This window comes from Chryseobacterium rhizosphaerae (assembly GCF_003385455.1).
Lineage (GTDB): Bacteria > Bacteroidota > Bacteroidia > Flavobacteriales > Weeksellaceae > Chryseobacterium > Chryseobacterium rhizosphaerae.
Window position 1 is genome coordinate 265,249 of the sequence record NZ_QNUF01000003.1, and the last position, 14,199, is coordinate 279,447.

A 14,199-nucleotide genomic window follows, 5' to 3' on the forward strand; every position below is an offset into this window, starting at 1 on the left:
AATTATTTCTAGTTTTTTATAAACTTTTGAACTCTAAATCCATTTTTACCTTCTAACTTAATAATATAAGCTCCTTCTTTAAGATTTCTGATATCAATCATAATTTTCGAATCTCTAGAATTGAAGGAATTTACTAGTTGTCCTGAAATATTATATATTCTAATAATTTCATCTTCATTATTTTTATTATCAATATAGACAAAGTTTCTACTTGGATTAGGATAAACAAATATCTTTTCGTTAGCTGTATTAACTTCATTTAGCCCAAGAGATGAATTAAATTTATAGTAAACACCTCCTGAATTTGCAATGTGAGAATAATATTCAGTGCCAGCCAAAACAAAATTATTTAATTTTTCAAAATTAAGAATTGTCGTCCAAGGCGTTATATTGTAAGAACTCCAATTCATTCCGTTATTTGTCGAAGACATTGCGCTTCCATAATAAAACCCAATTAATAACTCATTGTTTTTATTGGCAACAGTTAATGCATTACAAAAGCTATAATTTGGACTAATATTGGACCATGTTTGACCATAATCACTGGATTTATATATAAAATCACTACACCCTAATTTTACTAAAAACAAATCATTTCCTTGTACAGCTAATCCATTAACATTTAAACTACTCATCGTTTCCCAATTGTTGTTTAGAGTACTTTTATAAATTCCTGAAGGAAGAGCTACATAAAAGTTTCCATTAAGCCAATCCAAGCCTTTTATTTCTCCAAGTGGAAGATTATTATTTACATTTGTCCAATTAATTGAATCTAATGAAGATTTATAAATGCCTGCATTTGTTCCTATAACAATATCATCATTTTTAATAATTATTTTTTTGATAGATGGAAAAATTGGTGAGCTTGGAAAGCCATTATTTATCGGCAAAAAATTCTCTCCATTATCATCAGATCTATATATTCCATTATTTGTACCCAAATACACTTTTCCTGTTACTTTATCTACACAGACTTCAAAAATTTGGTGATTGTTTATTGATTTTAAAATCCAGTTCTGACCAAAATCATTAGTTTTATATAACTGTTCATCCGCTACTGCATAGATAATACCTAATGTCTCATTAGTAGATAGCTTACTAACTGTTTTGGATGCTAAACCGATGTTTACCCATTGTCCATAGATAACGACACTACAGAAAATAAAGAATAACTTAAAGATATTTGTCATTTTTTTATATAAAATTAACTTATTTTTAATTAACAATCTTAAAGTCCAATTGTTTTTGAATAAGGTTGGCTTTTACTACTTTGATCTGAACTTGGTCTCCCAACTGATATCTGTTTCCGTGTCTTACCCCATATACAGCATGTGTTTTTGCATCATATGAATAAGAATCATCCACAAGGTCTCTTAGTTTGATCAATCCTTCTGCACCATTTTCAGGTATTTCAACCCAAAAACCAAATTCTGCAACTCCTGAAATCACTCCTGTAAATGTTTCTCCAAGATGTTTTTCCATAAATTTCACCTGCATGAATTTGATGGAATCCCTTTCTGCATCAGCTGCCAGTCTTTCCATAGAACTGCAATGTTTTGCTTTATCTTCAAGCTGCGGTCTGTCTGGAGATTTTCCTCCATCCAGATAATGCTGAAGAAGACGGTGAGCAATCAAATCCGGATAACGACGGATAGGAGAGGTGAAGTGACTGTAATAATCAAAGCCCAGTCCGTAATGTCCAATAGGATCTGTAGAATATACCGCCTTACTCATACTTCTCATGGCCAGCGTTTCAATCATATTCTCTTCTCCTTTTCCTTTGACATCATGAAGTAATTTATTCAAGGATTCTGCTACTTTTTTGGTATTGGCAAGATTCATTGTATATCCGAAAGTAGACACAAAATCTCTCAATGCTTCCAGTTTTGCAGGATCCGGATCATCGTGGATCCTGTAAATAAATGTATTGTTGGTGATTTCTCCTTTTTTCGTCAATGAGACAAATTCAGATACTTTTTTATTAGCTAAAAGCATGAATTCTTCGATCAGGTGATTGGAATCCTTACTTATTTTAAAGTAAACCCCAATCGGTTCATTATTTTCATCCAGATTGAATCTCACTTCACTTCTGTCAAAAGTAATAGCTCCTTTTCTGATACGTTCATCACGCAAAATCTTGGCTAGTTTGTCCAGAGTATTTATCTCTTCGGCAAGATCGCCTTCTCCCGTTTCTATACGTTCCTGAGCTTCTTCATAGGTAAATCTTCTGTCTGAATGGATTACCGTTCTTCCAAACCACTGCTTTTGAATTTCTGCCTGATCGTTCAATTCAAAAACGGCTGAAAACGTATATTTATCTTCATTGGGACGAAGAGAACAAACATCATTACTCAATACTTCAGGTAGCATCGGAACAACTCTGTCTACTAAATACACCGAGGTTGCTCTTTTATAAGCTTCATCATCCAGAATCGTTCCCGGAACTACATAATGGGATACATCTGCAATATGAACTCCAATTTCCCAATTTCCATTTTCCAGTTTTCTGATAGATAAAGCATCATCAAAGTCTTTAGCATCTTTAGGGTCTATGGTAAATGTACAGATATCACGCATATCCCAGCGCTTCGAGGCCTCTTCATCCGTAATGCTTCTGTCGATCTTGTCTGCATCGGCTTCAACTTCCGGTGGAAATTCATAAGGAAGTCCATATTCTGCAAGGATAGAGTGGATCTCCGTCTCGTGTTCTCCCGGAGCCCCCAATACCTGAATGATTTCCCCCTCAGGATTTTTATCTCCAGGTTTCCATTCAGTCATTTTAACAATCACCTTATCTCCATCCTGGGCATCATTGAATTTTGTTTTCGGAATAAAAATATCTGTATTGATAGATTTTTTGTCACAGACTACAAAACCAAAATCTTTGTGGGCTACCTTCTGAAAAGTCCCTACAAACTCTGTTCTGTTTCTTTCCAGAACTTCCAATACAGAGCCTTCCAGTTTCTTTCCTTTATAATGGTAAGTTATAATAAGAACCTTATCACCCTGCAAAGCATCTTTCACATTTTTCGCATGAACGAAGATATCATCTTCCATTCCTTCTACACTTACATAGGCATTTCCACTTTGATTGAAATCGATAATTCCGGATAGGGTTCCCGCAATTTTCAAATTCACAATATATTTACCTTTTTCCACTTCCTTAATCTTTTCCGATCCCTGAAGTTTATGCAGTGCCTGGATAACAAGTTCGCGCTGTCTCGGATTCTTATAATCTATCCCGTCAGCAATCTGTTTATAGTTATAAATTTTTGATGCGTTAGCATTCATAAAACGAAGAATCAGTCTCCCGATTTCCATCATTTTCAAATCATTTTTATGACTTATATATTTTCTTTTTTTTGGCATTTTAATTTTCTTTTAATTGTTTCTGGCTTTAATTGAATTAAAACCTTTTTCTAAATTTTCCACTTATGCTTATATAAAGGTAACTTAATTTTACTATTCAATTTCTTTTAGTCAATCAACAGTAATTTCCTTTTTAAATCAGCTATAACGGGAATTTTAGTTTTGTATAAATTTAATACAAATATGGAGAAGAAAAGAGAAAACCTTTTGTTAAATATCTTTTTATAGATTAAAAAGGTTCCGAAGAATAATAGAATGTAATTCCTATTGAACACTGCAAATGTACGAATAAAAAATAAATAAGGCTTGTAAATGGATTTACAAGCCTCAGTATATTTAGCAAGCTGCAATTTTATCAACTCTATTTTGGTGTCTTCCACCTTCGAAATCTGTTGAAAGAAATTTCTCTACAATATCAATAGCCACTTCCTTGGATATAAACCTTGCCGGCATCGAAATCATATTAGCATCATTATGCTGTCTTGCCAGTGTTGCAATCTCGGGCATCCAGCAAAGTGCGCATCTTATCTTCTGATGTTTGTTCGCAGTGATCTGAACTCCATTTCCGCTTCCACAGATCAAAATTCCCAGTTCATTCTCTCCGTTTTCTACAGAGGTTGCAGCAGGGTGTACAAAGTCCGGATAATCCACACTGTTTGTGGAAAACGTGCCAAAATCTTGAACTTCAAAGCGTTCTGAGAGATAGTTCTTAACAATCTCCTTATATTCATAGCCTGCATGGTCCGCTGCAATAGCAATTTTTCTTTTCATAATACTTGTATTAAGCTTTATTAGATTCTATTTCCTTACAAAGGTAAGAATAATAACAAATAGTGTTAGTAAACCGGGGGTTAATTGTTAAAAGGTATGTTAATAAGTGTGGAAAACTTTTATCAACTTTCTATTTTTAAAGATGAATTTATTTCGTAATAGAAAACCTTTCCGGAAGTTTTAACCACAACTTTCAAATTGTTTTCTTCAGTTAATCCAAACTTTTTCCATAAAAAAATTACTAATAATCGGTATTTAGTAAAGTTATCAACATCTGTTAATAAGTGTGTGAATTAGCAGGTTTACAGCAATTTATAATGTGAGTTAAATATGAATTTAACAAAAGCTATTTGTTATAAACTTTTAGCCTAAAACTTATCCCCGAAACTAACAACACTCAACAACAACTACATTATTCTTTTCTTTATAAGAGAAAAAATTGTTGATTAGTGAGTGAATGGGGATGGGGAAAGTTTTTGAAAACTTTTATTTCAATGGATCTGTTGAAAAAGTTTAAAACCTTACATTTGTGAAACGAAAATTCAACGATATTTATGAAAACAATCAATGATTTCAATTTTAAAGATAAGAAGGCACTGGTAAGAGTGGATTTCAATGTTCCACAGGATGACCAGCTTCAGGTAACGGATAACACAAGAATTGTTGCGGTAAAACCGACAGTAGAGAAAATTCTTAACGATGGCGGATCTGTCATCTTGATCACACACCTTGGAAGACCAAAAGGAGAGGTGAAAGATGAGTTTTCTCTGAAACATATTATAGGTGAAATTTCCAACGTTCTTGGGCAGGAAGTTAAATTTGTTGATGAATCTATTGGTGAGAAAGCTGAGAAAGCTGCTTCAGAATTGAAACCTGGTGAGATCTTATTATTGGAAAATGTACGTTTTCATAATGAAGAAGAAAAAGGAGACGAAGGTTTTGCTGAGCAACTTTCCAAATTGGGTGATGCTTATGTAAACGATGCATTTGGAACGGCGCACAGAGCTCATGCTTCTACAGCTGTCATTGCAAAATTCTTTCCTTCGACTAAGTTCTTCGGTTTATTAATGGCTAACGAACTTAAAGCTATTGACAAAGTATTAAAAAGTGGAGAAAGACCGGTAACTGCTATTTTAGGAGGTTCTAAAGTTTCAACTAAAATCACCATTATAGAAAATATCCTTCCTGCAGTAGATAATTTGATTATTGGTGGAGGTATGGCCTTTACTTTTATTAAAGCGTTGGGAGGTAAAATCGGAAATTCTCTGGTAGAAGAAGACAAGCTTCCATTGGCATTAGAAATATTAGGTAAAGCTAAAGAACATAATGTAAAAGTATATCTTCCTTCTGATGCTATTATCGCTGAGAGTTTCAGTAATGATGCTGAAAGAAAAGAAGCTGATATTTATTCTATTCCTGAAGGATGGATGGGACTTGATGCGGGACACAAATCAAGAGATCAGTTTAATGATGTGCTTTTAAATTCCAGAACTATCCTATGGAACGGGCCTATTGGTGTTTTTGAAATGTCAAATTTTGCCGGAGGAACTGTTGCTCTTGGTGACAGTATTGCTGAAGCAACAAAATTAGGTGCTTTCTCTTTAGTGGGTGGAGGTGACAGTGTTGCTTTTGTTAAACAATTCGGATACGGTGAAAAAGTAAGTTATGTTTCTACAGGCGGGGGAGCAATGCTTGAAAGTCTTGAAGGACTTGAGCTTCCTGGTGTAGCTGCAATCAACAATTAATTTTTTAATTTTAAAATATAAAACCTGCTAATTCTATTAGCAGGTTTTTTTTGTGTCAGAATTTTTCACTCATCTATAATTTGAAATTTAATGCAATTTTTATGAGCAAGAAAAATTAAAATATCAATGTTTTTAACCTGTTTTAGTAACAATTGAGCCTATAAAAAAGCAGTAAGCTTGTTGTATTTTATTACGTTATTTCTATACATGAAGATTGATTTTTGTGATTATGTTAATACCTAATTGAATTGATTCGATACTAAATATATATTGAATATTGTTATAATTAGTGAATATAATAAAATCCATGGTCAATAAACTGCTGTCCGGTGCGTATATTTGTTTGAATATTCTGTTCAAAACCTGAATTTTTCTAAGTTTATTTTATTCTTATCAAAGCATTTTTGCAAGGGTTGATTAAGAGATATTACTTATAGTTATAATAAAAAGTTATAACTATAAATGGACATTTTGCTTTTATTTTCGATGCTTTTTGAAGCAAATTTTGTTTGTATTATCTTATTTTTTTCTGGTATTTTTTTTATTTGCGTCAAGTTTTGGCGTCAGCGGGAGATACATTTGTAGTACCAAATTAAAATATTATGATGTATACAAATGATTTTTTTGCAGTAGGAAATTCTGCTCCTAATGATAATCTTGTTCAGCTTATTGATAGCTTTACCGGGGAGAGTGTCACCTTTCAAAAAGTAAGCACATGGATTGATGAAACTTTCCTAATTCCGAATGATAGTAGAGTACTAGAAGATGAAATTATTTATCACTCGAGAGGAAATGAGTACTACGTAAATACTGTCGTTTTTTCTACTAAAAGGGTATATGTTACTAGTTTCGGAGCTAGGTCTTCCTATACAGCAGATCAAAGGCCGGCTATTCAAAAAGCCTTCGATATCAGTTCTAAGCTTGGATTGAAATTAATCTTTCCCAGTGGTCATTATCTTATTGATTCTCACACTGATGATCTGGCGTTAAGGACGGCACATGCTAATATTCTGGAACTTAGATCTTATCTTGATGTTGAATTTGAGGACTACAGTGTCATTAAGCTGAGTGAGTACTTTGACGATAAAGCCTTTGTTCTATTTTCAGGTCTCAATGATGTTGATCCTGAGCTTTTTAAGCCTATTTATAATATGAGTTTTAAGGGTCGGGGAGTCATTGATTTCAATGGTGAAATTTCTCAGTTAAGAACATCCTATAAACGTAGAATAGGCTTTGAAGGCGGGAATTGTACGAATGTGGATATAGATGGATTATACTGGACGAATGGGGATTTAACCAATTGTATTGGAGCAGGTTGGGCTGGAAACGGAAGTAAAGTTTCCATTCATAATTGTATTTTTGAAAATCTTGTGATGAGTAATGAAAAGGTGAATTATGATCATTCTACGATCTATGGAAATGTGAATTTTTTGTCGGTTCATGACAATGTCTTTATGGGAAATGAGGCAACGAGATTAGTAGGTTGTGCTTGTGAGATCCATGGAAGTAATTCTTCATTCTCCAACAACAAGGTTTACAATTATACGAGAATGAATTTTGTAGCTGGAATTCAAAAAGAAAAAGGAAATATCACCAATATTTCAATTTCTGATAATATCGCTGAGATCGTTAATGCAGGAGTGTATCTTTGGCCGGATAAGGGTTGTACTATTTCAAATGTATTTATTACTTCGAATAACTTGAAGCATATTCACGTTACAGGAAGAGAAATGCTGTATAACGGAGGGCAGTGTTTATTTATTATTCAAGGTAAAGGTGGTGATTGCCAGCGTATTACTGTTAAGAATAATGTATCACACATTCTTTATACCGAAGGGGATTATTCCAGGTATGCAGCGGGTATCTTAGCGAGAACTGAGTCTTTAGAGATTTCTGATAATCATTTTATTGGACATTCCCTGGGAATCCTGTTTGATAAGGATCGTGATGAATTGAATTCAGAACTCAATGAGTACTCCTTTATTACTATTGTAAATAATAATTTTACTTCATCATCTAAATTGGTTACAGTAGCAGCTAAAAAATTAAATTATTGTTTGATTGCCAATAATTCGACTGTTCTTGGAAGTAATGCGCTGACAAACTTGATTGATATTACCAGTACAATTATTCAATCAACTACTATCAGAGGTAACATTTATATTTCTAATCAACCTAAAGTTGAATTTACACCTTCATCTGTATTTTTGGCGGATCCATCTAATAAAGCTCAATATGTTTTGTCATCGGTAAAAACACCTTTGCCTGTTGTGAATGGAGGAGCATCAGTTTTAATTACCCCTGTGCTTTCCAGTAATCACAAGAGGGTAGGGGCGATGTATACTATTCAGCCGATGTATCCGGTTCCTGAACTTTTCTTCAATGCACATACTTTTGGAGCGGGTGTGATTTCAGATGTAAAATTTAAAGTGGACAACACAACAATTTTTGTTATTCAAGGAAATGCAAATTTTGTAAGTAATTTGATTGTTGATCTATAAAACTATAGACCGGTATTTTCCGGTCTTTTTTTTGAATGGAGTGGTAATTATTTTTTTTAGGTCATTAAAGAAAAAATTTGAATATTTCTGAAGGCGTGAAGCATTTTTAAAAAATCTTACGTGCAGGAAATTTTTCTATCTCTTTTTGAACGAAAAATTGAAAATCATCATATAAGATGATATTTGTATAAATTGAAAAACTCAGGAAATTTTCCTGAGTTTTTTATTTTTTAGGTAAAAAGGCTTAAAATTGACCCTCATAAATGGCTCAAAAATCGATTTTCTACTTTTTTTCGATAATGTATATCAAACTGGAAAATTCGTTCGAAAAAAGGGCTTTTACGTTCGAAATCGTTCCATAGAAGGTTGCTTTTAGCCAAAAAAGGGGTGATTTTTTGTATTTTTCGCTTAGCATGGAGATATAATATGAATCCAGGACAAGTGGTTTTATTTTTCTCATTTTCCAATCTGATTTCTTTGAAATTAAATTTTCCATTCCATTTTTAGAAAAATGATAGATATGTCTTGGTACATCATAAGCTGCCCAATATTCTTTATAATGTTTTGCATCGTAAGAAGTAGGGTTGGGAACGGCAATTATTAAAAGACCTTTTTCTTTTAATTTCCCGTGAAATATATTCAGCATTTCATCCTGGTTCTCTATATGCTCAAATACATGCCATAATGTAATTGCATCCAGGCTCTGATCTTCAATTTTATTGATATCGTCCAGAATTTTGGCTTTGGTTATTTTACTTTCCGCTGCTTTTCTTGCATCAGCATCAGGTTCAAAACCGAAAGTTTCAAAATCGTTTTCTATATACTTTACAAATTCTCCGGCACCGCATCCGTAGTCCAAAACTTTTGATCCTTTTTTGATTCTATCGATCAGGATATTTTTTTTATACTGAATGTTAAAAGACTGAAGAAATTTATATAATTTTTCTTTCAGACTTCCGGAATCCTGATGATGGGAAATATAATCTTCGCTTTCATAGTATTTGGAAATATGGGATGGGATAGGGGTGGTTTTAAATACTCCTTTGGTTTGTGTTTCTTTAATTTCAAATATTTCCTGTGAAAGAAAATGATCTTTTATTTTCATTGAAGTCGTTATCTTTATATTTAAAAATTAAGATATCTAAAAGCTGAAATACGCTCTTAAATACCTTAATTTTAGCTTTAATTTTTTAAATGTTTCACGTGAAACATTTATTTTTTTAACGTCCTAAATATACCAGTAAAACGTTTATATCGGATGGAGAGACTCCGCTTATTCTTCCAGCTTGCGCTATAGTCTTAGGGCGGACGTTAGTCATCTTCTGTTTGGCTTCTGTAGAAAGGCTGGATAGCTTTGAATAATCAAAATCTTCAGGGATTTTAATGTTTTCCAGTCGGTTTAGCTTGGCTACATTCTCCTTTTCTTTTTCTATATACCCTCTGTATTTGATATTAATCTCCGCCTGCTCTCTTACTTCGTCACTATATTGAGAAGAGAACTCCTTGATGGCTTCAATTTCATCAAGTTTATGCAGAGTCATATTCGGTCTGGTAAGGATCTGAGCTGCTCTGTAAGCCTGATCTACAGGATTACTTTCTATAGATTCCAGAATAGGATTAATCATTCCTGGTTTTAAAGAAGTTTCTCGTAAAAACTCTTCAAGTGACTGACTATCAGATATTTTAGCTTCTACTTTCTTTAATCTTTCCTCTTTTGCCAATCCTAATTGATACGCTTTTTCTGTCAATCTGATATCTGCATTGTCCTGTCTCAAAAGAAGTCTGTACTCGGCACGTGAAGTAAACATTCTGTAAGGTTCTTCAGTTCCTTTTGTGATCAGATCATCTATTAGTACTCCAATATAAGCTTCATCTCTGTTAAGGATGAATTCATCTTTTTCGTGAACTTTATTGTGTGCATTAATACCTGCCATCAGCCCTTGGCCTGCTGCCTCTTCATATCCTGTAGTACCATTGATTTGTCCTGCGAAATATAAATTATCAATTAATTTTGTTTCTAAGGTATGTTTCAATTGGGTAGGAGGGAAGTAATCATATTCTATAGCATAGCCGGGACGGAATACTTTTACGTTTTCAAATCCTGGAATATGTTTCATCGCTTTTATCTGTACGTCTTCAGGAAGGGAAGAGCTGAATCCATTTACGTAGATCTCTACTGTTCTCCATCCTTCAGGTTCTACGAAGAGCTGATGTCTGTTTCTTTCTGCAAAACGGTTGATTTTATCTTCGATACTTGGACAGTATCTTGGACCTAAACTTTGAATCGTACCATTGAACATTGGACTCCTGTCAAAACCTTCACGCAAAATATCGTGTACCGTTTCATTAGTATATACAATATGACAGCTCAATTGTTTCGTTAATTTTGGAGTATCGAGATAGCTGAATTTTTGAGGATTTTCATCTCCTTTCTGTTCTTCCATTTTAGAATAATCCAAACTTCTTCCATCTACTCTTGGTGGAGTACCGGTCTTCATTCTTCCTGCTTCAAATCCTAAAGAAACGAGTTGTTCGGTAATACCAAATGCTCTCGGTTCTCCCATTCTTCCTCCGCCTAATTGTTTATCACCAACGTGAATTAATCCGTTAAGAAATGTTCCGTTTGTTAAGACTACAGATTTTCCTTTTACTTCTATTCCTAAAGAAGTAATCACTCCTGTTACTTTATTGTTTTCTACAATAAGCTGTTTTACCATATCCTGAAAGAAATCAAGATTGGGAGTATTCTCTAATGCTAATCGCCATTCTTCTGCGAAAAGCATTCTGTCATTTTGGGTTCTTGGAGACCACATTGCAGGACCTTTTGAAAGATTAAGCATTTTGAATTGAATGGCAGATTTATCTGCTATAATTCCGGAGTATCCCCCCATTGCATCAATCTCTCTTACGATCTGTCCTTTTGCGATTCCACCCATTGCCGGGTTGCAACTCATCTGTCCGATGGTCTGCATATTCATAGTAACGAGTAGGGTCTTTGAACCCAGGTTCGCGGCTGCGGCTGCGGCTTCACAACCTGCGTGTCCGGCACCTACTACTATTACATCATATATTTCTGAAATCATTTTTATCTCGCTTATTTTAAGCTTTACACTTTGTTCTTACTAGCAATGTTTCACGTGAAACATTTTTGGAGAATGCACTCTAGGTAAATGTATATTACAGCTAGAATAGAGCACTTTAGATATATAGCTTTAAGTAATTCTTTAATTTTAATTCTTTAAATCGTTATATCTGGATAAGTACAGATCTTCCATTCTCCGCATCTCTTTTTCCTCGTCCTCAGTCTTATCCTTATACCCTGAAAGATGAAGAATACCATGGGCAAGAACCCTTCTTAATTCTTCTTCATAATCTCGGGATAGGGTAGAGGAGTTGTCGGAAATGCGTTGCAAAGATACGAAAATCTCTCCGCTTATTGTTTTCCCTTTTACATAATCAAAAGTGATAATATCTGTATAATAATCATGCTGTAAATAGTCCTGATTGATCTTGAGAAGATATTCGTCATCACAAAAAATGTAATTGATTTCTCCCTGTTTTTTTCCTTCTGAAAGAATAATATCTTCCAGCCATTGTTTGTAATCCGTACTTACACTTTCCGGTAAGTTTTCGTAAAAGAATTGTATCATTGTTTTAAAACCAGTGTCCTAAAATAACACTGAATATGCCTTTTTGATTATTTTTAAGTGAGTGGCTAAAGTTTACTTTAATCTGGCCGAAAGGAGATTTATATCCTGCCGTTATTCCCAGTGAGCTAAAATTCACTTTAACTGCATCTTCAAATTTGATATCATTAGAAAGATTGGCAAAGCTGAAATTTCCACTGATAAAATAGTTTTTGTTGAACTTAAACTGGATATCATTAGATGCTAAAATGACATTGTTGGTATGAAGCTGTGCAAAGTAAAACCCTCCAAAACTTTTGAAATTGATGATATTCTGTTCAAAAATTCCGCCAAGTCTGTACTGATAATATTGGGGAAGATGTTCTCCAATGGTAAGTCCTCCAAAAAGATTAAGACGATAAGTAAACTGTTTTCCTAACGGAATATTAATTCTTAAATCTGCTTTTATCTGGATAATTCTCTTTTCAACTTCGGATTTTAACAGATCTACGACCTTTCCTTCGGCTGCGAAATAGACCCCTTTTGTAGGGAATTCTTTGTCATCCTGGGTATCGGTCTTTAAAAACACATAAGGGTTCAAAAAACGGCTGTAACGCCTGTTCTCGCCGTTAAGTTCAGCTTTGAAGTAATCATGGCTTATACCGCCTCCAATGGCAAATTTATCTTTCCATATCGATTGGATATAGGCTTCATTTCTGATCCATTCCCATTTATCTACAATATTATTGTCGGTGTTTTTAAGATCAAAACTCATTCCCGAAGAATAAATACCAAATCCGGGAATATATCCGTTATCAATAAAATAATTGAGATAATATCTGAGCTTATCCCCAACAACCACATCTACTGAAAGGTTGGAATTTTTAAATAAAAGTCTCTTTGCTGAATAATTTAAAAGAAGTCCTGTTTTGAAAATTTCATCATAATGGAGTCCGAATTTTACGAAATGCCGTGCATCATCTTCGGTAACATATAGCTTGAGATAATTGGCATTATTCTGCTGAATGATATCATAGTTGATAAATCTGTAGTTGTTAGTAGCCACAAGTTTATCAATCATCCGGTTGATATTCCCGTATGTTTGTAAAGAGGGGAGACGCAGTCCCAGTTTCCCTAAAACATAGTTTTTACCATATATTTTACCTCCTTCTATGGCCAGGCTATCTATTTTATAGACATTGGAATATATTGGGTTTACACGTTGTCTTAGGCGGTCAAAAGAACGTTTGGGTAATTGATCCAGCACATTGACATATTTCATTCCCTCTACATAGCCGCTATCAAGAATCTTTTTTTTCTCATCATAGCTGGTAGCAGTCATTCCTTTTAAGTCCGGCTTGATGTTTATATCGGTATATTTATATTGCTTTCTTGTATCTCTTTTTATTCCGAAGTCGATCACCTGGTTGAGAATCGAAATAATATTGTTTAAATCTTCTCTTTTTGAAAGATCCTGGTTAAGGTCCACTCCAATGACGATGTCGATCCCTTTGTCCTTTAAAGGCTTTGAAGGATAATTGACAGTCATAGCTCCATCAATATAAATACTGTCACCTATCTTTACAGGATCCATTAAAGAAGGAAATGCTGAACTTGCCATAATAGACTGTACAAGGTCTCCTTTTTCAAAGATCTGCATATTTCCACTTTCCAGATTGGTGGCTACACAAAAGAAGGGGATAGGGAGTTTAGAAAAATCATCGATGTTCGAAACATTTTTGAAAAGCTCTTTAAGGAGATAGACGTTCCTTTGACCTGTACTTATAGAAGAAGGAAGTGTGATTTTTCCATTTTTTAATGGAATAGATAGTAGATATTTGTCAACAGATTTATTGAAAAATGTAGATTCCTGTCGGGATTTAGGATCCATAATCAGAGAATAGAAATCAGTATCCATGACAATTTTTTCTATTTCCTTTCCGGAATATCCGGCAGCATAAAGACCTCCGACAATAGCTCCCATACTCGTTCCGCCAATGTAATCTACTTTGACTCCCAGTGAATCTAAAACTTTAAGTACTCCAACATGTGAAAAACCTTTGGCACCACCACCGGCCAGCGATAGTCCTATTCTTGGGTTTTTGGGAATTACCAAATCCTTTTTTACTTGTGACTGGATTAAAAGTAATTGGAATACGAAGAGAATGATCAGGAGTTTTCTCATAG

Annotated in this window: 9 protein-coding genes; 2 read left to right on the plus strand and 7 right to left on the minus strand. The window is 34.1% G+C overall.

Annotated elements, in window-relative coordinates; all coding sequences use genetic code 11:
* Positions 1-8 precede the first annotated feature (8 nt).
* The 3 genes from DRF57_RS04235 to rpiB all read right to left on the minus strand — a co-directional run bounded on the left by DRF57_RS04235 (position 9) and on the right by rpiB (position 4,140).
* Positions 9-1,190: a T9SS type A sorting domain-containing protein gene (locus tag DRF57_RS04235; protein ID WP_123863276.1), complete on the minus strand. Its 1,182-nt coding sequence runs from the start codon at positions 1,188-1,190 to the stop codon at positions 9-11.
* Positions 1,191-1,215: 25 nt separating this feature from the next.
* The gene (rnr, locus tag DRF57_RS04240; protein WP_115917054.1) at positions 1,216-3,369 is read right to left on the minus strand and encodes a ribonuclease R; all 2,154 of its coding nucleotides are present in this window, start codon (positions 3,367-3,369) and stop codon (positions 1,216-1,218) included.
* Positions 3,370-3,705: 336 nt separating this feature from the next.
* On the minus strand, positions 3,706-4,140 hold the full coding sequence (gene rpiB / locus DRF57_RS04245; RefSeq protein WP_047489952.1) for a ribose 5-phosphate isomerase B: 435 nt from the start codon (positions 4,138-4,140) through the stop codon (positions 3,706-3,708).
* A 554-nt stretch (positions 4,141-4,694) separates the two neighbouring features.
* Between rpiB and DRF57_RS04250 the strand changes: the two genes are divergently transcribed.
* Entirely contained in the window at positions 4,695-5,885 is a 1,191-nt protein-coding gene (locus tag DRF57_RS04250; protein WP_115917056.1) for a phosphoglycerate kinase, read from the plus strand.
* A gap of 602 nt (positions 5,886-6,487) precedes the next feature.
* Complete coding sequence (locus tag DRF57_RS04255; protein ID WP_123863277.1) at positions 6,488-8,386, plus strand: glycoside hydrolase family protein; 1,899 nt, start codon at positions 6,488-6,490, stop codon at positions 8,384-8,386.
* 283 nt (positions 8,387-8,669) lie between these two features.
* Here the strand turns inward: DRF57_RS04255 and DRF57_RS04260 are convergent, their stop codons facing one another.
* From DRF57_RS04260 to DRF57_RS04275, 4 genes are all read right to left on the minus strand, one after another.
* Positions 8,670-9,491: a class I SAM-dependent methyltransferase gene (locus tag DRF57_RS04260; protein WP_115917060.1), complete on the minus strand. Its 822-nt coding sequence runs from the start codon at positions 9,489-9,491 to the stop codon at positions 8,670-8,672.
* 115 nt (positions 9,492-9,606) lie between these two features.
* A complete protein-coding gene (gene mnmG, locus DRF57_RS04265; protein ID WP_047489963.1) occupies positions 9,607-11,469 on the minus strand; it encodes a tRNA uridine-5-carboxymethylaminomethyl(34) synthesis enzyme MnmG in 1,863 nt (620 codons plus the stop codon).
* 147 nt (positions 11,470-11,616) lie between these two features.
* On the minus strand, positions 11,617-12,036 hold the full coding sequence (ybeY, locus tag DRF57_RS04270; protein WP_047489968.1) for an rRNA maturation RNase YbeY: 420 nt from the start codon (positions 12,034-12,036) through the stop codon (positions 11,617-11,619).
* Between the two features lie 4 nt (positions 12,037-12,040).
* Positions 12,041-14,197, minus strand: a complete 2,157-nt coding sequence (locus tag DRF57_RS04275; RefSeq protein WP_047489971.1) for a patatin-like phospholipase family protein — start codon at positions 14,195-14,197, stop codon at positions 12,041-12,043.
* Between the last annotated feature and the right edge of the window lie 2 nt (positions 14,198-14,199).

What these genes read in the sequence shown, in the direction of transcription:
- DRF57_RS04255 (WP_123863277.1), top strand. Translation starts at nt 6,488, where the DNA reads ATGATGTATACAAATGATTTTTTTGCAGTAGGAAATTCTGCTCCTAAT.
- DRF57_RS04235 (WP_123863276.1), bottom strand. Translation starts at nt 1,190, where the DNA reads ATGACAAATATCTTTAAGTTATTCTTTATTTTCTGTAGTGTCGTTATC.
- DRF57_RS04260 (WP_115917060.1), bottom strand. Translation starts at nt 9,491, where the DNA reads ATGAAAATAAAAGATCATTTTCTTTCACAGGAAATATTTGAAATTAAA.
- rpiB (WP_047489952.1), bottom strand. Translation starts at nt 4,140, where the DNA reads ATGAAAAGAAAAATTGCTATTGCAGCGGACCATGCAGGCTATGAATAT.
- rnr (WP_115917054.1), bottom strand. Translation starts at nt 3,369, where the DNA reads ATGCCAAAAAAAAGAAAATATATAAGTCATAAAAATGATTTGAAAATG.
- ybeY (WP_047489968.1), bottom strand. Translation starts at nt 12,036, where the DNA reads ATGATACAATTCTTTTACGAAAACTTACCGGAAAGTGTAAGTACGGAT.
- mnmG (WP_047489963.1), bottom strand. Translation starts at nt 11,469, where the DNA reads ATGATTTCAGAAATATATGATGTAATAGTAGTAGGTGCCGGACACGCA.
- DRF57_RS04250 (WP_115917056.1), top strand. Translation starts at nt 4,695, where the DNA reads ATGAAAACAATCAATGATTTCAATTTTAAAGATAAGAAGGCACTGGTA.
- DRF57_RS04275 (WP_047489971.1), bottom strand. Translation starts at nt 14,197, where the DNA reads ATGAGAAAACTCCTGATCATTCTCTTCGTATTCCAATTACTTTTAATC.